This is a genomic window from Psychroflexus longus (assembly GCF_020164595.1).
In the GTDB taxonomy this organism is placed as follows: Bacteria; Bacteroidota; Bacteroidia; order Flavobacteriales; family Flavobacteriaceae; genus Psychroflexus; species Psychroflexus longus.
Map to the genome: position 1 here is coordinate 70632 of NZ_JAIQZE010000002.1, position 19674 is coordinate 90305.

Here is a 19674-nt window from a genome sequence, read left to right on the forward strand (position 1 = left end):
AAGCTTATCGTTTTGAGAATTTCACAAAGGCATTTTTTGGCTTCAAACTAATGAGAGGCTGGATTTCAATTTCTGGTTTGACTTCTTCGATTTTGAATTTTTTCAAAAGCTGATGAAGAGCTAGAGTGATTTCGTACATAGCAAAATTATTACCAATACATTTACGGGGTCCGGCGCCAAAAGGAATGTAAAAATCGGTTACGCTCCTCGTCTTTGCAAAACGGTCTGGATTGAAATCTGTAGGATTATCCCAATTTTTCGCATTCCTGTGTATTTGATGTACAGAAAAAAGTAATGTGGTATTTTTTGGAATCTCAAATCCTTTAAAAGAATCGTCTTCAATATTTTGCCTGTCGATAAAGTAAACCGGAGGAAATAAGCGCATAGATTCTTCAATCACATGTTGGGTGTATTTACTTTCTTTTAGCACCTCAAAAAGTGATTTCTCCTCGAGATCTTTAATTTCTGAAAATAACTTTTCCTGAACCTTATCTTTTTGTCCGATCAACTGTATGGTGAAAGACAAGGCATTGGAGGTAGTTTCATGCCCGGCAATAAAAAGGATGAGAATTTCATCTATAAGCTGTTCTTCGTTCATCTTTGAACCATCCTCATAGCTCAATCCCATTAGCATATCCAAAAGGTCTTTTCCTTCTTGTTTGGAATCTCTCCTTCTTTTTATAATACCCGATAATAAATCTCTTGCATCCTGACTTAAACCTAAATTCCGTTTAAGTTGGCCACTTAACGTAAACCACCATTTTTTATAAGGCTGTCTCAACTCTTTGACTAGCATTTTCTGAGTCTCTTCAGTGATAAACTGTAATCTTGCTATTTCTTCTGAATTTATGGCGTCACTGAAAAGACTTTTGACTACCACTTTAAAAGCTAAATCATTAAATATTGGAAATATATCAATCGTCTTATCGACTTCAATTCTCTCTAATTCCTTATCAATGGCTTCTACCATAAAATCTAAAAGCGTATAAAGATTTTTTCTATAGAAAGCAGGTTGAATCAATTTTCGCTGAAATTTCCACTCGTCTCCTTCAGAAGTTAATAAACCATGACCTACATATTTAGCCAGATCTTTGGTTTGAATCTCTGTTTTTCTAAAATTCTTTTGATTATTTCTTAGTGCGTATATAGCAAACTCGGGATCTCTAGAAAAGACCACAGAATTTCCAAATCCGAGATTTAATCTGAATGTATCCCCTAGCTTGTTGAAATTTTTTTGATGAAAGGGAAGAGGATTATTCAATATTCCGCCTGCATGTGTGAAAAAATCAATCGAAGGAACTTCTGGAAGTTGTTTTAAATCTGACATAAATAATAATTAAAATAATCCACCCTGGTTACTTTCTCTAAGTCTTCCAAGGTGTTTATAGGCAGATTCTGTCACTTCTCTACCACGAGGAGTTCTGTTGATAAATCCCTTCTGAATAAGAAAAGGTTCGTAAACCTCTTCTATAGTCTCTGCGTTTTCACTCACCGCTGTAGCCAAAGTTGTAAGCCCGACGGGGCCTCCTTTGAATTTATCGATGATGGTGAGTAATATTTTATTGTCCATATCATCAAGACCGAAGGCATCAACATTTAAAGCTTTCAAACTATATTTTGAAATTTCCATATCGATTTTGCCATTGCCTTTTATCTGGGCAAAATCTCTTACTCTCCTTAAAAGTGCATTGGCAATCCTTGGAGTTCCTCTGCTTCTGCCAGCAATTTCGATAGCAGCTTCACTGGTTATAGACACACCAAGAATAGAAGCACTTCTCAAAATAATATCGCTGAGTAACTCAGTCGAATAGTACTCCAGCCTACTGGATATTCCAAACCTTGCCCGCATGGGTGCAGTAAGTAATCCAGATCGTGTAGTTGCTCCAACTAAGGTAAAAGGATTTAAGTTGATTTCGACACTTCTGGCATTTGGACCAGATTCGATCATAATATCAATCTTGAAATCCTCCATTGCTGAATATAAATATTCTTCAACAACAGAACTAAGTCTGTGGATTTCATCAATAAACAATACATCCCTGGGTTCGAGATTAGTCAACAAACCCGCGAGGTCTCCAGGTTTATCTATAACCGGACCTGAGGTAATTTTAATGCCTGTTTCTAATTCGTTAGCAAGAATATGCGCTAAAGTAGTTTTGCCAAGTCCGGGAGGACCATGAAAAAGCGTATGATCAAGAGCTTCACCACGTAAATTAGCAGCTTTAACAAAGACCTGTAAATTTTCCAGTACGTGGGATTGACCCGCAAAATCATCGAATGAGAGTGGTCTTAAAGCTTTTTCAACTTCTTGATCTTGAGGTGTGAAGTTTTCACCGGAGGCATCTAAATTTTCATTCATAAAACAAAGATAAATAAAAAAGCCTCCAAGGAGTTAATGCTTGGAGGCTTCTATTTTATATTGATAAATTATTCATTCATCTCTTCTTCATTGTCTTGGATAGGAACGTTTTGTGGTACGAAGTCCTGACCTGCAATAATATAATCTGTGTCTTCTTTATTCCTTTTACTGTAATCGTAAGACCATCTATACACTTTAGGAATTTCACCTGGCCAGTTACCGTGAATATGTTTCACCGGCGTAGTCCATTCTAGTGTATTTGATTTCCAAGGATTTTGCTCTGCTTTTTTACCATAAAATATCGAGTGAATAAAATTATACACAAAGAAAATTTGAGCTGCAGCTGTGATAAAAGCAAATACAGAAATTAAAATATTAGTGTCTGCTAAATCATCAAAATATGGAAATTCAGTAAACTTATAGTAACGTCTTGGTAATCCTGCCATACCTATAAAGTGCATTGGGAAGAAAATACCGTAAGCACCAACAGCAGTTATCCAAAAATGGACATAGCCTAAATTTTTACTCATCATTCTTCCAAACATCTTTGGGAACCAGTGATATATACCAGCAAATAAGCCATATAATGCTGAAATACCCATAACTAAGTGGAAGTGAGCAATTACAAAGTAAGTATCGTGAACGTTGATATCAAGTGTACTATCTCCTAAAATAATACCAGTCAAACCACCTGTAACAAATGTAGATACAAGACCTATAGAAAATAACATGGCGGGATTCAACTGTAAGTTACCTTTCCAAAGGGTGGTTATATAGTTGAAAGCTTTTACTCCTGAAGGGATAGCAATCAATAATGTAGTAAATGTAAATACAGAACCTAAGAACGGATTCATACCGGACACGAACATGTGGTGACCCCATACAACAGTAGATAAGAATGCAATAGCAAGAATAGAAGCAATCATTGCTCTATAACCAAATATTGGCTTTCTCGAGTTAGTCGCGATGATCTCCGAAGTAATACCAAGTGCAGGTAAAAGGACGATGTAAACTTCAGGGTGTCCTAAAAACCAGAAAAGGTGTTCATACAATACTGGAGAACCTCCTTGATAGGATAAAACCTCACCTTGAATATAAATATCACTTAAAAAGAATGAGGTGCCAAAACTTCTATCCATCAACAATAATAGACCTGCAGCTAATAAAACCGGGAAAGAAACAACACCAATGATGGCAGTAACAAAAAACGCCCAGATTGTCAGCGGGAGTCTTGTCATTGTCATGCCCTGTGTTCTTAGATTTAAAACTGTAACAATATAATTTAATGAACCTAACAAAGAGGAAGCGATAAATATAGTAATCGCTACCAACCATAAGGTCATACCAAGTCCAGATCCACCAATAGCTTGTGGTAAAGCACTAAGCGGAGGATAGACAGTCCAACCGGATGATGCAGGACCAGCTTCAACAAAAAATGAAGAAACGATCACAACGCATGAAAGGGCGAATAACCAGTAAGATAACATATTCATGAATCCAGAGGCCATGTCTCTAGCACCAATTTGTAAGGGAATAAGTAAATTACTGAATGTACCACTAAGGCCAGCAGTTAAAACGTAAAATATCATGATAGTACCATGAATTGTAGAAAGAGCTAAATAGATACTCGGATCCATGACTCCATCTTCTCCAAAACGACCTAATAAAACTTCATAGATCCAGAACGTTTCGTTTGGCCAGGCTAATTGAAGCCTCATGAGCATGGACATGGCTATACCAATGAAACCCATGATAAGACCTGTGATCAAATATTGTTTAGCGATCATTTTATGATCGGTACTGAAGATATACTTTTCTATGAAAGTTGGCTCATGATGTCCTTCCTCGTGTGCATGATCGTTAGCAAGTGGTTGTGCAGCTACTGACATATATATTCTTGTTTAATTTTATAATTAATTTTGGGCTGTTAATTCTCCAAATGTTTGTTGTTCCGAAATCCATTTCTGATACTCTTCTTCTGTTTCGACAACAATTTTCATTTGCATGTTGTAGTGAGATACACCACAAATCTTGTTACACAATAAATAATATTCAAATTCATAGTCCTTTTCATCTGGACCTAGATTGTCATTATTTTGACGAATTTCGTTGATATTTTTAACTTTTTCAACCATGTATTCGCTATTTCGGATTTCTTTAGAAGTTGTTGTAGGGGTGAAACCAAACTGGGTTGTCATACCAGGCACAACGTTCATTTGTGATCTAAAGAAAGGGAAATAGGCAGAGTGCAAAACGTCCTGAGATCTAAATTTGAAAAGGACTTGTCTATCTACTGGCAGGTGAAGCTCTGTGGTAATTATGTCATCTTGTGAGTAAGGATCGGACTCATTAAGTCCTAATTGATTTATACCTTCTATAAATCTAACGTTTGCTTCTCCAAGTGTTCCATCTTCACCAGAATATCTAGCTCTCCAGTCAAATTGGTAAGCATAAATTTCTACAACAAGCGTATCATCTGTTTCCTGAACATTCATGATTTCCGACCAACTGAATAAGCCATAAATAATCAAGGCTGCAAGAGTTATAACAGGTATGATAGTCCAAATAAATTCAAGCTTGTCGTTATCCGCATAGAAGAGGGCTTTCTGACCTTTTTTACCTCTGTATTTGTAAGCGAACCAGTGAATCAAAAACTGTATAATCACTTGTACGAACATGATAAGTCCAAGAGAAATGAAAAATAATTGGTCATAATCTTCTGCATGAGAAGAAGCACCGGGAGCGTAAAATTTACTTAAACTCCAAAACGAATAGATCATTAAGCCATAAAGAAAAACCGTAAAAGCCAGAAATATTTTTCCTTGCTTTTGGTTGTCTTCATTAGTGGCTATTTGTGAATCATCGCTTTCAATGGGCTGAGATAATTTGAAGATTTTTGAAATCTGCCAAATCGTAATCCCTAGTAAGGCGGCGACTAATATGATAAGTAATGCGGTCATCTTCTATCTTTCTTTTAAATAGTTTTAATAATGGAAATGTTTGCTTTCTTCTAAAAAAGCACCGTGTTGTATTGTCAGCGGAGCTTTCGCTAATGCTTTGAAAACAGTAAATATAAATACTCCTAATACCAGTAATATTGAACTAATTTCAGGAATACCGATCGTCCAGGATTCTCCAACTGTACCTGGCATAATCATAACGAAAAAGTTAAGGTAATGTCCCAAAAGGATTATAACCCCAGCAAAAACGATTATCCAATTAATTCTCTTGAAATCTGAATTGATAAGAATAAGCATTGGTAATACCCAATTCAAAATAACAGTACCGAAGAACAATACAGGATAATCTTCTAGCCTTTGTGCGTAATAAGTAACCTCCTCTGGGATATTTGAATACCATATCAAGAGAAATTGAGAAAACCATAGGTAAGCCCAGAATATTGAAAAGCCCATCATGAATTTACCTAAATCATGGATATGACTATTGTTGACATGCTCTAGATAGCCTTTTCCTTTTAAGTAAATAGTTACTATCGCTATAGTGGTTACTGCTGAAACTAAAATACTGGCTAACACAAACCATCCAAACAAAGTACTAAACCAGTGAGTATCAATACTCATGATCCAGTCCCAAGACATCATAGATTCTGTTACGATGAAAAACACCAAAAAACCAGCCGAAAGCTTGAAATTACGCTTGTGAAGCCTCAAGTCAAAACCTTCATCCATTTTTCTAGAATTCTTGATAATCAGTTTAGAAAACAATATCCATCCAGCTAAATATATAAAAGCTCTAATTAAGAAAAAGGGCGTATTTAAATAAGCTACCTTATTCTGAATGATTTCATCGTGAGCGACAACTTCAGGGTCCATCCACACAAATAAATGATTTAGATGTAAACTTGAAAGTATTAAAAGTAAATATACAATGATACCTCCTGGAACTAAGTAGGAAGAAATACCTTCCATAACTCTAAACAGTACCGGAGACCACCCTGATTGCGATGCATTTTGTAATGCGTAGAATACAAAAACACCGAGTGAAATTAGAAATAAGAATAAAGCAGGAACATAAATTGCAGCCCATGGTTTATTTTGTAGTTGGTGATAAATGTGTTCAGCATGCTCATCCTCACCGTGTGCATCAGAATTAGATGAAGAATTAGCTTCCATGGCGACACTTTCACCTTCGTGAGACGCACCGTCTGAATGTAGCATTTCTTTAACCTCTTCTACAGAAGATGGAGCATCTATGAAACTGTAAGCCAAACCAATAGCCCCTAAAACAATAAGGATTAAAGAGAATGATTTTATTTTACTTGACATTGTGTACATAATATCTCAGCTATGTATTATAATTAGTTTTATTCTGATTCTGTTTCAAATTCCCTTGGCTCTTTACCTTCCAATTCAGCTTTCAACTTCATGACATAATGGTCAACAAGCCATAGCTCTTCATTGTTCATTTGTGATGCATAAGAGCCCATAGTATTTATACCATGCCACATCACATGATAAACACTACCTTCTGTAATTGCTCTACCCTGATCATCATAACTAGGAACACCAAGAATTTTTTCTCTTTGTACCAAATAACCTTTACCATTACCATTTTCACCGTGGCATGTAGCACAGTAGATGTTATAAAGTTCTTTTCCTTTAGCTAGGTTTTCTTCTGTGTAAGGAACTTCATTTTTTAATTCTTCCTTCGCTTTTGCATAACCCTCTGCATTATCTTCATATTCGTATGGGGTAAAACCACGGGATATTGAACCCTCTACAACAGTCAACGCTTCCTGCTCATTTGGAAATATCTCATATTCTCCATAGGTATCGTAAGGTACAGATACGTACATGTTTGGAAAGTACTGATAGTTACGCTCCGTTTTATCAGAACAAGAGATAAAAGCTAAGGAAAAAACTATAAGTAATATAGTAATCAAACTTTTCATAAACTTATTTATTATCAATTAATTTAATTTCAGAAGCTCCGTTCTTATGTAAAACTTCAGCAATAGCTTGCACATTATTTTCGTTTACTGAAATTTCCATCAAAAATTTATCGTCTGTAGTTCTTACATCAGGGTTTTCAGATTTTTTAAAAGGCCATAATTTACTTCTCATATAAAAAGTAATAACCATAAGGTGTGCAGCAAAAAATACTGTCATTTCAAACATAATAGGTACAAAGGCAGGCATGTTTTCTATATAACTGAAACTTGGCTTACCACCAATGTTTTGAGGCCAGTCTTCTATCATAATAAAATTCATCATCCAGGTAGCTATAGCCAAACCGACTAACCCGTATAGGAATGAGGTAATCGCCAGACGTGTATGAGATAGCCCCATAGCTTTGTCCAGACCGTGTACAGGAAACGGACAAAAGACCTCATTGATATTGTATTTTTTCTCACGCAAAGCTTTAACGGCCTGCATCAATATATCATCGTCTGTAAAAATCGCATGTAAAGATTTTGATGCCATTATGAGTTTGATTTTGAATTAAACTGTGCTGAAAAGTCTGGTAAAGGTTCTTGTTCTGGTTCATTATACAACTTCGCATCATCCCCCTTTTCAGCCCTTATCTTTTTATATTTTTCTCCTGAAGATTTTAAAATGGACTTCACTTCTGCTTGTGCAATCACAGGAAATGTTCTTGAGTATAGTAAAAATAATACAAAGAAAAATCCAATGGTTCCAACAAAAATACCAATATCAACAAAGGTTGGGGAAAACATTGTCCAGGCAGATGGCATATAATCTCTATGCAATGATGTCACAATAATTACAAAACGCTCAAACCACATACCAATGTTTACTACGATAGATATAAAGAATGAGAACATAATGCTTCTTCTCAACTTTGGAAACCACATAAGTTGTGGAGAAAACACATTACAAGTCATCATTGACCAGTAAGCCCAGGCATAAGGACCTGTTGCCCTGTTAAGGAAAGCATACTGTTCGTATTCTACTCCGGAGTACCAAGCCATGAATAATTCTGTAATGTAAGCAACACCCACAATAGAACCGGTAATCATAATGACTATATTCATCAACTCAATATGCTGAATGGTAATATAATTTTCTAGGTTGGATACTTTTCTCATAATAATAAGAAGCGTATTCACCATTGCAAACCCTGAAAATACAGCTCCCGCAACAAAATAGGGAGGAAATATAGTGGTGTGCCACCCCGGGATTACAGAAGTAGCAAAGTCAAAGGATACAATAGTGTGAACTGACAAAACAAGAGGTGTTGCCAAACCAGCTAGTACAAGAGAAACTTCCTCGAAACGTTGCCAGTCTTTCGCTCTACCACTCCATCCAAAAGCAAGTATTCCATAAATATGCTTTTGGAATGGCTTTACAGCTCTGTCTCTAATCATCGCAAAATCGGGCAGTAAACCTGTCCACCAGAATACTAAAGAAACCGATAAATAAGTTGAAATTGCAAATACATCCCAAAGTAAAGGAGAATTGAAGTTTACCCACAAGGATCCGTATTGGTTTGGAATAGGAAGAACCCAATAAGCTAACCATGGACGACCCATGTGAATAATTGGGAACAAGCCAGCTTGTACTACGGCAAAAATAGTCATTGCTTCAGCAGATCTGTTTATGGCCATTCTCCACTTTTGTCTGAAAAGCAAGAGTACTGCCGAGATAAGTGTTCCTGCGTGGCCAATACCTACCCACCATACGAAGTTAGTAATATCCCAAGCCCAACCAATAGTCTTGTTGAGACCCCAAGTACCAATACCTTCGGAGACAGTGTAGACTATACAGCCTAAGCCCCATAAAAAGGCGATGAGTGCAATTGAGAAAGCAACCCACCATGATTTATTTGCCTGCCCTTCAACAGATCTTACCACATCCAATGTAACATCATGGTAAGACTTATCTCCTGTAACTAAGGGTTTTCTAATAGGCGATTCGTAATGAGACATAATTTAATATAAATTTGTTCCTAATTAGTTGATTAAGCTTCTGTTGTGTTTCTAACTTTAGTATGGTACATGACATTTGGCTTGGTACCTAAATACTCTAGAAGATGATACATTCTATCATCCTGAGTCTTTTTATACACAACACTTTCTTTATCATTAATATCTCCAAATACCATTGCGCCATTGTCACAAGCTGCAGAACAGGCAGTTTGGAATTCTCCATCTTCAATAACCCTTCCTTCTCGCTTAGCGTCAAGTATAGTTTTTTGTGTCATTTGTATACACATAGAACATTTCTCCATGACACCACGTGATCTTACAGTCACATCTGGGTTTAATACCATACGACCAAGATCATTATTCATGTGGTAATCAAACTCATCATTTTGATTATACAAGAACCAGTTGAAACGTCTTACTTTATAAGGACAGTTGTTAGCACAGTATCTTGTACCGACACAACGATTGTAAGTCATGTGGTTTTGACCTTGACGTCCGTGAGCAGATGCTGCAACAGGACAAACAGTCTCACAAGGAGCATGGTTACAGTGCTGACACATTACAGGCTGAAAAATAACCTGCACATCTTCTGCTGAAGCCACTTCAAGATCTCCATAAGTACCAATAGCACTGCTCAATCCAGAAATATCATTTTTCTTGTCATAATCACCCTGGATCGTATCTTCAGAAGAATAGTATCTATCTATTCTTAACCAGTGCATATCCCTACTCTTGCGGATTTCATCCTTACCGACTACAGGGACGTTGTTCTCACTGTGACAAGCAATAACACATGCGCCGCAACCAGTACAGGCGTTTAAGTCGATCGATAGATTAAAATGATGACCAATAGATCTATCAAATTCATCCCACAAGTCAACATCTGGACTCGTTACTTCAACTTCTTGGTGATTCAGAGAAACTTCAGGAACAGCATTCCAGTGTTTTTTATCTTTAGTATTGAATATCTCTAAGGAAGTTTCCTTTACGATATCTTTTCTACCCATCATTGTATGGTGCAACTGGACACAAGCAAACTCATGAACACCATCTACTTTATCAACTTTTACAGTTTGATTGACATCAAAGTTTTGATATAAAGGATAAGCATTTACGCCAACCTGCATTTCTTCTTGTATGGATTCTGTTTTACCATATCCTAATGCAACACCTATTGAACCTGGAGCTTGTCCTGGCTGAATAATCACAGGTAGTTTAGCTAGTTTTTTATCACCGATAGCAACTGTAACGTAATTACCGTTCAAAGCACCATTAGCAACATTGGTATTTACAAGACTTAAGCTTTCAGCATCATACTTAGACATTGTTACATAATTGTCCCAAGAAGTTCTAGTTATGGGATCTGGCATCTCTTGCAACCATGGATTATTAGCCTGACGACCGTCACCCATAGATGTTTTAGTATATAAAGTCAATTCAAATCCTTCTGAATCACTCTTTGAAAGAAGTTTTTTAGCTCCGGCTGAAATATCAATAGTCGAAGTTTCTTCTACTTTTGATAAATCCATGTCGTAAACGAAACTACCATCATGAAGTGATTGATTCCAGGATATGCCTTCAAATGTAGACTTGAAATTATCTTTTACGTATTCATAGTATTTAAATGAACTGTTATTCAGTTTCAACAAACAATCCTCAAATTGCTTTGTATTGAATAACGGTTTTATTGTAGGCTGCATCAAGCTAAAGTCATTCTTAGTAACTCTAACATCTCCCCATGATTCAAGGTAATGTGGGGTTGCCGCAATAAATTTACAAAGTTTAGCAGTTTCGTCTTTCTTCATTGAAAAACTCACTGTAGTATCTACGTTTTCTAAAGCTGAAACAAAATCATCAGCATTAGGAAGAGAATAAACAGGATTCACACCGGCTACCATAACACTTCCAACATTACCTGCATTAATTTCTGAAATCATAGTCTGAATTTCAGAATTTTTGCCTTGACGAATTAGACGAGGATTTTCAATATTGAAAACCTGACTGGATAGTTTTTCGTTGATTTCTAAAGCCATTGACTGTGCTTCGACTGAATCTAATCCAGTAACAAAAATAGCTCCAGAAGGCTTAGATTTCAATTGAGTAATTGCGTTGTCAACGTGGCTTTGTAAGGCATCACTCAAGTTTGTTGAAGCAACTCTACCAACAATCTGGTTATAAACTTCAACCACAATTTGCTTCTGCAGAGAAGGCTTAACAGGAACTCTTTTATCTGCGTTGGCTCCACTCAAAGTCATGTTTGCTTCGAATTGAACGTGGCGAGACATTTTACCATTTTTAGGGACTCTGCTCTTGCTGTAGCCGGAATCAAAAGCACCTCCCTGCCAGTCTCCAAGGAAATCAGCACCAACAGATACAATCATTTCTGATTTTGAGAAATCATAATTAGGTAAAGCTCTGTATCCATATTTAGCTTCAAATGCATTTAAAGCTGCTTCGTCAGAAACCGTATCATATATAACGTGCTCCACATTCGGATACTTTTCCTGAAATTCTTTAATAAGTTTCTCAGTAGATGGAGAAGCAAAGGTCTTAGTTAACAGATAAGTCTTTTTATCAGAATTAGCTTTTAGTTCTGTTTCAAGAGAAGAAAAGAATTCAGTCCATGTTACATCTCTATTCTCAATTTGAGGATTTTGAAGACGCTTTATATCATATAAATCTAGTACAGATGCATGAACTCTAGCTTTACCAGCAGAAAGCCCATTAGATTCTTTATTGGTTTCAATTTTGATAGGTCGACCTTCTCTGGTTTTCACAAGGATACTTGCAAAATCAAAGCCGTCGGCAATGGTTGTCGCATAATAATCCGCAACACCAGGAACAATTCGTTCTGGCTGAACAACGTAAGGAATCGACTTAATAACCGGACCTTCACAAGCCGCTAAAGATGCGGCTGCCGTGCTAAACCCGACATACTTAAGAAAGTCTCTACGCGATGTTTGAGAACTCTCCAGCTTTTCCTTATCACCTAAAAACTCATCTGCAGGAATATGTTCTGCAAATTCATTTTGTTCAAGCGCTTCTACAAGAGGGCTGTTTTCCTCAAGTTGTTCAGCACTTTTCCAATATTTTTTTTCTGATGACATATTAAACTTTAATTTTCTTTATTGATATTAATAATGACACTTCCCACATTCCAGACCACCCATTTCTGCAGCGGTTAACTGATCAACATCGTACTTTTTAGAAAGCTCTTCATGTATTTTTTCGTAGTAGGCGTTACCTTCAACCTTAATGTTGGTTTCTCGGTGACAATTGATACACCAGCCCATAGTTAAAGGCGCGTATTGTTTTTGAATTTCGTAAGTTTCAACCGGACCGTGACAGGTTTGGCAATCAATTTGGCCAACAGTTACGTGTTGTGCATGGTTGAAGTAAGCAAAATCCGGAAGATTATGTATACGAATCCATTTCACAGGCTTGGTGTCTCCAGTAAAAGATTGAGTGGAAGTATCCCAGCCCGTAGCTTCGTAAAGCTTTTGGATTTCAGCGTTGTAATCGACCCCATATTCTTTTTCACCCTCAGCTTGAGTTTCTGGCGCGACTTCAGCAATCTGCTTGTGACAATTCATACAAACATTCAAAGAAGGAATACCTGAGTGTTTAGATACTCTTGCGGAAGAGTGACAATATTTACATTCGATTTGGTTTTCACCAGCATGTATTCTATGAGAGTAATGTATCGGCTGAATTGGCGCATAACCTTGATCAACACCAACTTGCATTAAAAATCCATATCCACCCCAGGCTACTGCCAGCAATAAAAACACCACTGCCACAAGAACTAAAAATTGATTCTCTGCAAATGCTACCCAAATTGGTTTTCCCTTAGGCTTATCAGCTCTTACAGGAATTCCATTAACCTCAGCAAAACGATTTAAAGTTTTATTGACAAGATATAAGATAACTGAAAGTACAAGCAAGACCACTGCAAGTAACCCGAGTACTATTTCAGTAGAAATACCACCACCACCTTGTGCATCTGCAGCTGGAGCAGCAGCTACATCGACTTTAGGCTCTGGTTTAGGCATTTCAACATAAGCTAATATGTTATTGATATCTTCTTCACCCAGCTGTGGGTAAGCATTCATAGCTACTTTATTCCATTCCTCATACAATTGAACAGCTTGTGAATCTCCAGATTTTATCAACTCCTGGCTATTGACAATCCATTTGTACAACCAATCCATTTCTCTTCGATCTGTAACCTTGTGTAATGCAGGTCCAGTTGCATTTTTGTAACGCTTATGACAAGCTGCACAAAGAGAATTGAATAACTCTTTTCCTTTAGCATCATCAGCATTCGCAACTACTTCAGGCACATAATCGCCGTATCCTCCTTCTTCTTCGTCTTGTGCAAATGTTGTAAAGGTGAAAAGCAAAAGAAACATTAAGAAGAAATGTTTCAAATTTAATGGGCGTTCCATCGTCTTTCTCATATGTATTTTATTAATCTTTTTGAATGTGATGCCCGTAAAAATATAGGTTTAAGCACCAAAAAAACTGACTACAAAAGTAATACTTAAAAGACGTTTCTGGAATACCTACATATGTTAAATGGCAATTTATAATCTTTCTAAATTGGAATTTAAATGCTTTATTTTGCGTTAAACTGTACATTTGCTTTAAAACCAATGAGATGTTAAAAAATAAAGTTTTTACCTGTTTATTAGTTGTTTTTTATTTTTCAGTAAATCTATGTGTTGCACAAGATAAATTAAACGCTACTGAACTAAACATGGTAAAAAAATTAATTAAAGAAAAGCATCAATTAGAATCTAACAACGAGTTAAAAAGCTCTTATAAATTACAAATATTTTCAGGTTCTATAGACGATGCCAAGGACACCAAAGCTAAATTCGAGACTTTAGAATTTGACATAGATTCAAAAATAATTTATCAAACTCCAAATTATAAAGTCTGGGTTGGAAACTACAGAAACAGAATCCAGGCCGATAGAGCTTATGATAAAATAAAATCTGAATACCCAAATACGCTTATCATTCGACCTGGAAAATAATCTGAATCTTAAATTTCAGAATAGAGTTAATACATCGAATATAAAATTTAATATATCCTCATAAGGTTTAATTCGTATTGAAGGCTAGACGACTATGGAAAATAAAACAGGCATATTAATTTTTTCAAGATCGACACTTGCCGAATGCTCTGTCAAAAAATTTAATGGTAACCATAGTTTTTTTGAAAGTCAAAAAAAAAGACTTGAAGCCTTATGTGCAAAAACAGGACTTGATGTCATTTGGTTTGGCGAAAAGCATCAAAAAGGAAAAAATTTTGGTGAACGGTTCTGCCATTCCATCGCTTCAGTATTTTCAAAAGGTTACGATAGTCTAATCATAATTGGAAATGATTGTCCACAATTAAAATTTAATCATCTTCAGTCTAGCATAAAATCTCTCGAGTCTGGAAATGCTTCTCTGGGAAGATGTTTTGATGGTGGATTTTATTTATTGGGTATCCAAAAAAAGCACTTCAAATATTCCGAATTTATCAACTTATCATGGAATTCACATAAAGTAAGTAATGAGTTGGTAAAATCACTAAAGCCTAAAGTTGAAATAGATTTTCTATCAATTTTTAAAGATGTTGACAATCAAAGTGACTTCCTAAGTTTACTTGATTTCTCAAAGCAACTTTACACTGATGTTATATTGATATTAAAAAGAATACTCAAATTCTTCAATATTCATTTTCAAGACCCTACTTTGTTTGTAAAAGAAGGTGTTACTGGCGTCTATTTCAACAAAGCACCTCCGTCGGTTTAGAACAAAGTTATTTAAATCAACACTATCTCTATCTTATTCAAAATTATTTAAACCATAGGGTAAGCACCCTTAAAAACTTATTGTATATGGCAGATTCCTATTATGATCCAAAAGACCTAAGAAAATTTCCAAAAATTACAGAATGGAGCGAAGAACTAGGTACAAAATTCTTTGACTACTATGGAAAGGTTTTTGAAAAAGGAGCGCTTTCCGAACGTGAAAAATCACTGATTGCATTGGCCGTTTCGCATGTGGTGAAATGCCCTTATTGCATAGACGCTTATACACAAGATGGATTACAACGCGGTATCACAAAAGAAGAAATGATGGAGGCTGTGCACACAGGAGCAGCTATTGAGTCTGGCGCTACCCTGGTTCATGCTACTCAAATGATGAAAAAATACGACAAGTTGAGTCATTAAAGTTAAATGCAGAACTCTCAACTTCAAATTTTAAAAATACTGAAATGGCAACTAAATCACTTCTAGCAAGAAAAAAGTTGATGGCTAAAGCAGAAGAGCAACTTAAATACCTGTCTAATGGGATTTTTAAAGATGAGCTTCCAACCTTTAGGCATCAATTGGAAAAGATTGACGATTTTCCACTTAAACCCAAAGCCTTGGAAATTTTACAACTCAATCTTGGATATATGTGCAACCAAGTTTGTGAACATTGCCATGTGGATGCTGGTCCAGACCGAAAGGAAATTATGACCAAAGAAACCATGCAGCAATGTCTCGAGGTCATCAAAACTACCAAAGCTCATACGCTTGACCTGACGGGTGGTGCTCCAGAAATGAACCCTAACTTTAGATGGTTTGTAGAGGAAGCCGCTAAACTGGGAGTGAAAGATTTTATTGTGAGATCCAATCTTACCATCATAAGAGCCAATAAAAAGTACTTCGACTTACCTGAGTTTTTTAAAAAACATAATGTCCATGTCGTCAGTTCAATGCCACACTGGACCAAAGGCAAAACGGACAAACAACGCGGAAGTGGCGTTTTTGACAAATCGATAAAAGCCTTGCAAGATTTGAATGCCATCAGTTATGGAATGCCTGACTCGCCTTTACAATTGGATCTGGTTTATAATCCCTCGGGGGCATTTCTACCTTCCAATCAGGAAGCTTTGGAACAAGACTTCAAAAAAGCTTTAAAAGAAGATTTCGACATTCAATTTAATAGTTTGTTTACCATCACCAATTTACCGATTTCAAGATATTTAGATTACCTAATAGCTTCAGATAATTACGAAGACTATATGTATAAACTTGTAGATGCCTACAATCCTGCAGCGGTTAAGAATGTGATGTGTAGAAATACACTTTCCATAAGTTGGGACGGCTGGCTGTACGATTGCGATTTCAATCAAATGCTGGAAATGAGAGTTAATAGTCCTGTACAACACATCAAAGATTACAACGAAGAGCAACTTCAGAATAGATCCATTTGTGTTTCACAGCATTGCTACGGGTGTACTGCTGGCGCAGGCAGTTCTTGCCAGGGAAGTGTTGTATAACAAACAAATTAAAAAGAAAATGAGTTACTTAGAAACAACTTACAATGTCTATAAAGACGCAGCACTTACCCCAGATGTGGGCTTATGTTGCACAACCAATCCTGTATGGGAATTGCCTGGATTGAAGATTCCTAAAATCATGCAGGAAATGAACTATGGCTGTGGAAGCACTGTTCATGCAAGAGACTTATCCAATAATCCAAAAATGCTTTATGTGGGCGTTGGTGGTGGTATGGAATTATTGCAGTTTGCGTATTTCAATCGCCAAAAAGATGGCGTCATCGGTGTTGACATGGTCGATGAAATGCTGGAGGCTTCCAGAAAGAACTTCAAAGAAGCTGAAAAAGTCAATCCATGGTTCGAAAGTGATTTTGTGGATTTGAAAAAAGGCGATGCGCTCAATTTACCAGTCGCGGATAATAGCATTGATGTAGCTGCACAAAACTGCCTCTTCAACATTTTTAAAGCCGAAGAACTTAAAAAAGCTATTAAAGAAATGTACCGCGTACTAAAGCCCAACGGCAAACTGGTGATGAGTGATCCCATTTGTGAGCAGGATATGAATGAGACTTTAAGAAACGATGACAGGTTGAGAGCCTTGTGCCTAAGCGGAAGTTTGCCATTGGCAGACTATGTCAAAGCACTTACCGATGTTGGCTTTGGTACTATCGAAATAAGAGCAAAAAAGCCATACCGCATACTGGACCCTAAACACTATCCAACCGAGGAATTGATTTATATTGAATCTGTAGAAATTGCTGCCATCAAAGATCCAATGCCAGAAGATGGACCTTGCATTTTTACAGGGAAAGCAGCTATTTACTATGGAGATGAGCCGTTATTTGATGATGATAATGGACACATCTTGCTTAAAAATCAACCCCTTTCTATTTGTGATAAAACAGCTGCGGCTTTATCAAAATTGAAAAGAGATGATATCTACATAAGCGAATCCACCTTTCATTACGATGGTGGTGGATGTTGCTAAAGAAACCAATAAATTTAGGTTTTACTAAAAACGAGTCTCTACCTTTGTTGAAATAAAATAGGCTTCTGAAGCTGATTATCATGAATTTAAAATTTAGTTTATTTTTAATTGTATCTCCGTTAATTGGTTTTGCTCAAAGCAAAATGGACGATGCCATCAAGGAATACAATTCTAATTCAGTAGAGTACATTAGTGTAGAAGACTTGATACAGCTGAAAAATTCAAACGCCAACATCAAACTTTTAGACACGAGAGAAGCTTCAGAATATAGTATAAGTCATATTCAAGATGCCGTTTATGCTGGATATGATGATTTTAAATTAAAATCAATAGTAGATAAAATCAATACCAAAGATACCATTGTGGTCTATTGTTCGATTGGTGTACGTTCGGAAGATATTGGAGAACGCCTACAAAAAGCAGGATATAAAAACGTTTTCAACCTCTACGGCGGAATTTTTGATTGGGTAAATAACGATCAAAAAGTCTACGGTCACGAGGGAAAACTAACCAGTAAAGTTCATGCCTACGACAGATTTTGGGGTAATTACTTAGAAAAAGGGCAAAAAGTATATTAATGGATAGGTTGGTTATAGTTTTTGCAAAGAATCCTGAACTTGGAAAGTGTAAAACACGTTTGGCCAAAAGCATTGGGAATGAAAAAGCTTTAGAGGTTTACAAAGAATTGATCAAACACACGGCTAAAACAATCAGCAACGTTAGCGCCAGTCGGGCAATATTTTATTCAAAAGAAATTCAAAAAAATGACTTCTGGGACGATTCTCTATTTCATAAACTAGTACAGAGCGGTGGTCATCTTGGCGAAAAAATGCAAGCTGCTTTTGAGTGGGGTTTTGCTCAAGGTTATTCTAAAATTTGTATTGTTGGCAGTGATTTATTTGAACTGGAAGCCTCAGATCTCGATAAGGCTTTTCAAAAATTAGAACAAAATGATCTGGTTTTTGGACCTGCCAACGATGGCGGTTATTATCTGATGGGTATGTCTGCATTATATAAAGAAGCCTTTTTAGAAAAAGCCTGGAGTACCGAAACCGTCCTTGAGCAAACTCTGAAAGATTTAAAGAATCAAAACATCAGGCTTCTGGAAACCAAAACCGATATTGACATTGTAGAAGATTTGGTGAAACATCCGGAATTTCATCGTTTAATACCACATCGGATTTTAAAAAAACTAACATAACTTATGAAAGACAGACTAGAAAAAACTGTAAGCTACCTTGAAAAAAAAGGATTTGAAAATCCTGAAATCGGGATCATTCTCGGCACTGGCCTTGGAAAACTGATTGACCAAATAGATATTGAAAAAGAAATAAGTTACAACCACATCCCACACTTCCCGACAGCCACGGTGGAATTTCACCAGGGTAAATTTATTTTTGGCAGCTTGGGTGGCAAAAAAGTAGTTGTAATGCAGGGCCGTTTCCACTTTTACGAAGGCTACTCCCTACAAGACATTACCTACCCGGTGAGGATCATGAAGGAATTAGGCATCCAGAAACTTTTGGTGTCCAATGCCGCTGGCGGGATCAACAAAACATACAAAAAAGGCGATTTGATGCTTATCGATGACCACATCAATCTGCAGGGTGGCTCACCATTAGCCTTCAAAGGCGTTTCACAATTTGGCGAGCGTTTTGTCGACATGTTGGCGCCTTACGATAATGAGATGAATACACAATTCAAAGCCATAGCGAAAGAACATGATATCACCCTTCACGAAGGCGTCTACGCTTCTGTTGTGGGACCTCAATTGGAAACTCGCGCGGAATATCGCTATCTCGGCATCATTGGAGCAGATGCAGTGGGAATGAGCACAGTGCCAGAAGTTATCGTTGCCAATCACCTAAAGTTGCCAGTTTCGGCCATTTCGGTTTTAACCGACGAGTGTGATCCCGATAATTTACAACCTGTGAATGTCGAAGAAATCATCGCTGTGGCCAGTAAAGCAGAACCCAAACTCGTACAGCTTTTTAAAAGCCTTATAAAAAATATGTAGGGCGTTTTCGGGCTTTTCGCTACAAGTCCACCTGTGGTTTTGGAGAGTTTTAAAGCTATAAAAAAAGCTTCTTT

18 protein-coding genes are annotated in these 19674 nt (G+C 36.8%); 8 read left to right on the forward strand and 10 right to left on the reverse strand.

Annotated features, from left to right (window positions below; genetic code table 11):
- Nucleotides 1-4: 4 nt before the first annotated feature.
- The 10 genes from LB452_RS03030 to LB452_RS03075 all read right to left on the reverse strand — a co-directional run bounded on the left by LB452_RS03030 (nucleotide 5) and on the right by LB452_RS03075 (nucleotide 13729).
- The gene (locus LB452_RS03030; protein WP_224460245.1) at nucleotides 5-1327 is read right to left on the reverse strand and encodes a cytochrome P450; all 1323 of its coding nucleotides are present in this window, start codon (nucleotides 1325-1327) and stop codon (nucleotides 5-7) included.
- Nucleotides 1328-1336: 9 nt separating this feature from the next.
- Nucleotides 1337-2359: a Holliday junction branch migration DNA helicase RuvB gene (ruvB, locus tag LB452_RS03035; RefSeq protein ID WP_224460246.1), complete on the reverse strand. Its 1023-nt coding sequence runs from the start codon at nucleotides 2357-2359 to the stop codon at nucleotides 1337-1339.
- Between the two features lie 68 nt (nucleotides 2360-2427).
- Nucleotides 2428-4248 (reverse strand): cytochrome c oxidase subunit I, encoded by a 1821-nt coding sequence (locus LB452_RS03040; protein WP_224460247.1) that lies wholly within the window; start codon nucleotides 4246-4248, stop codon nucleotides 2428-2430.
- 24 nt (nucleotides 4249-4272) lie between these two features.
- Nucleotides 4273-5319 carry a cytochrome c oxidase subunit II gene (locus LB452_RS03045; protein WP_224460248.1) on the reverse strand — a complete coding sequence of 349 codons (1047 nt, stop codon included), beginning with the start codon at nucleotides 5317-5319 and terminating at the stop codon, nucleotides 4273-4275.
- Nucleotides 5320-5343: 24 nt separating this feature from the next.
- Nucleotides 5344-6654 carry a quinol:cytochrome C oxidoreductase gene (locus tag LB452_RS03050; protein ID WP_224460249.1) on the reverse strand — a complete coding sequence of 437 codons (1311 nt, stop codon included), beginning with the start codon at nucleotides 6652-6654 and terminating at the stop codon, nucleotides 5344-5346.
- A gap of 29 nt (nucleotides 6655-6683) precedes the next feature.
- Nucleotides 6684-7271 carry a c-type cytochrome gene (locus tag LB452_RS03055; RefSeq protein WP_224460250.1) on the reverse strand — a complete coding sequence of 196 codons (588 nt, stop codon included), beginning with the start codon at nucleotides 7269-7271 and terminating at the stop codon, nucleotides 6684-6686.
- Nucleotides 7272-7275: 4 nt separating this feature from the next.
- Nucleotides 7276-7803, reverse strand: coding sequence for a DUF3341 domain-containing protein (locus tag LB452_RS03060; protein WP_224460251.1), 528 nt, complete (start codon nucleotides 7801-7803; stop codon nucleotides 7276-7278).
- Complete coding sequence (nrfD, locus tag LB452_RS03065; protein WP_224460252.1) at nucleotides 7803-9269, reverse strand: NrfD/PsrC family molybdoenzyme membrane anchor subunit; 1467 nt, start codon at nucleotides 9267-9269, stop codon at nucleotides 7803-7805. The genes LB452_RS03060 and nrfD overlap by 1 nt, the downstream gene beginning before the upstream one ends.
- 32 nt (nucleotides 9270-9301) lie before the next feature.
- Entirely contained in the window at nucleotides 9302-12376 is a 3075-nt protein-coding gene (locus tag LB452_RS03070; protein WP_224460253.1) for a TAT-variant-translocated molybdopterin oxidoreductase, read from the reverse strand.
- 27 nt (nucleotides 12377-12403) lie between these two features.
- Nucleotides 12404-13729 carry a c-type cytochrome gene (locus tag LB452_RS03075; RefSeq protein ID WP_224460254.1) on the reverse strand — a complete coding sequence of 442 codons (1326 nt, stop codon included), beginning with the start codon at nucleotides 13727-13729 and terminating at the stop codon, nucleotides 12404-12406.
- A 299-nt stretch (nucleotides 13730-14028) separates the two neighbouring features.
- Here LB452_RS03075 and LB452_RS03080 point away from each other — a divergent pair, with 299 nt between their 5' ends.
- The 8 genes from LB452_RS03080 (at nucleotide 14029) to LB452_RS03115 (ending at nucleotide 19600) form a co-directional block, all read left to right on the forward strand.
- Nucleotides 14029-14310, forward strand: a complete 282-nt coding sequence (locus LB452_RS03080) for an SPOR domain-containing protein (RefSeq protein ID WP_224460255.1) — start codon at nucleotides 14029-14031, stop codon at nucleotides 14308-14310.
- A gap of 94 nt (nucleotides 14311-14404) precedes the next feature.
- The gene (locus tag LB452_RS03085; protein WP_224460256.1) at nucleotides 14405-15076 is read left to right on the forward strand and encodes a DUF2064 domain-containing protein; all 672 of its coding nucleotides are present in this window, start codon (nucleotides 14405-14407) and stop codon (nucleotides 15074-15076) included.
- Between the two features lie 86 nt (nucleotides 15077-15162).
- On the forward strand, nucleotides 15163-15498 hold the full coding sequence (locus tag LB452_RS03090; protein ID WP_224460257.1) for an arsenosugar biosynthesis-associated peroxidase-like protein: 336 nt from the start codon (nucleotides 15163-15165) through the stop codon (nucleotides 15496-15498).
- A gap of 44 nt (nucleotides 15499-15542) precedes the next feature.
- Nucleotides 15543-16595, forward strand: coding sequence for an arsenosugar biosynthesis radical SAM (seleno)protein ArsS (gene arsS / locus LB452_RS03095; RefSeq protein ID WP_224460258.1), 1053 nt, complete (start codon nucleotides 15543-15545; stop codon nucleotides 16593-16595).
- Nucleotides 16596-16614: 19 nt separating this feature from the next.
- Nucleotides 16615-17583, forward strand: a complete 969-nt coding sequence (gene arsM, locus LB452_RS03100; protein ID WP_224460259.1) for an arsenosugar biosynthesis arsenite methyltransferase ArsM — start codon at nucleotides 16615-16617, stop codon at nucleotides 17581-17583.
- 80 nt (nucleotides 17584-17663) lie between these two features.
- Nucleotides 17664-18161 (forward strand): rhodanese-like domain-containing protein, encoded by a 498-nt coding sequence (locus LB452_RS03105; RefSeq protein WP_224460260.1) that lies wholly within the window; start codon nucleotides 17664-17666, stop codon nucleotides 18159-18161.
- Complete coding sequence (locus tag LB452_RS03110; protein WP_224460261.1) at nucleotides 18161-18784, forward strand: TIGR04282 family arsenosugar biosynthesis glycosyltransferase; 624 nt, start codon at nucleotides 18161-18163, stop codon at nucleotides 18782-18784. Before LB452_RS03105 ends, LB452_RS03110 begins: the two co-directional genes overlap by 1 nt.
- A 3-nt stretch (nucleotides 18785-18787) precedes the next feature.
- Nucleotides 18788-19600: a purine-nucleoside phosphorylase gene (locus LB452_RS03115; protein ID WP_224460262.1), complete on the forward strand. Its 813-nt coding sequence runs from the start codon at nucleotides 18788-18790 to the stop codon at nucleotides 19598-19600.
- Nucleotides 19601-19674 lie beyond the last annotated feature (74 nt).

Bases quoted from the DNA above. Each gene is read 5' to 3' on its own strand.
- arsS (WP_224460258.1), top strand. From the start codon at position 15,543: ATGGCAACTAAATCACTTCTAGCAAGAAAAAAGTTGATGGCTAAAGCA.
- LB452_RS03070 (WP_224460253.1), bottom strand. From the start codon at position 12,376: ATGTCATCAGAAAAAAAATATTGGAAAAGTGCTGAACAACTTGAGGAA.
- LB452_RS03085 (WP_224460256.1), top strand. From the start codon at position 14,405: ATGGAAAATAAAACAGGCATATTAATTTTTTCAAGATCGACACTTGCC.
- LB452_RS03045 (WP_224460248.1), bottom strand. From the start codon at position 5,319: ATGACCGCATTACTTATCATATTAGTCGCCGCCTTACTAGGGATTACG.
- LB452_RS03050 (WP_224460249.1), bottom strand. From the start codon at position 6,654: ATGTACACAATGTCAAGTAAAATAAAATCATTCTCTTTAATCCTTATT.
- LB452_RS03105 (WP_224460260.1), top strand. From the start codon at position 17,664: ATGAATTTAAAATTTAGTTTATTTTTAATTGTATCTCCGTTAATTGGT.
- LB452_RS03055 (WP_224460250.1), bottom strand. From the start codon at position 7,271: ATGAAAAGTTTGATTACTATATTACTTATAGTTTTTTCCTTAGCTTTT.
- nrfD (WP_224460252.1), bottom strand. From the start codon at position 9,269: ATGTCTCATTACGAATCGCCTATTAGAAAACCCTTAGTTACAGGAGAT.
- LB452_RS03075 (WP_224460254.1), bottom strand. From the start codon at position 13,729: ATGAGAAAGACGATGGAACGCCCATTAAATTTGAAACATTTCTTCTTA.
- LB452_RS03110 (WP_224460261.1), top strand. From the start codon at position 18,161: ATGGATAGGTTGGTTATAGTTTTTGCAAAGAATCCTGAACTTGGAAAG.
- ruvB (WP_224460246.1), bottom strand. From the start codon at position 2,359: ATGAATGAAAATTTAGATGCCTCCGGTGAAAACTTCACACCTCAAGAT.
- LB452_RS03080 (WP_224460255.1), top strand. From the start codon at position 14,029: ATGGTAAAAAAATTAATTAAAGAAAAGCATCAATTAGAATCTAACAAC.
- LB452_RS03060 (WP_224460251.1), bottom strand. From the start codon at position 7,803: ATGGCATCAAAATCTTTACATGCGATTTTTACAGACGATGATATATTG.
- LB452_RS03115 (WP_224460262.1), top strand. From the start codon at position 18,788: ATGAAAGACAGACTAGAAAAAACTGTAAGCTACCTTGAAAAAAAAGGA.
- LB452_RS03030 (WP_224460245.1), bottom strand. From the start codon at position 1,327: ATGTCAGATTTAAAACAACTTCCAGAAGTTCCTTCGATTGATTTTTTC.
- LB452_RS03090 (WP_224460257.1), top strand. From the start codon at position 15,163: ATGGCAGATTCCTATTATGATCCAAAAGACCTAAGAAAATTTCCAAAA.
- LB452_RS03040 (WP_224460247.1), bottom strand. From the start codon at position 4,248: ATGTCAGTAGCTGCACAACCACTTGCTAACGATCATGCACACGAGGAA.
- arsM (WP_224460259.1), top strand. From the start codon at position 16,615: ATGAGTTACTTAGAAACAACTTACAATGTCTATAAAGACGCAGCACTT.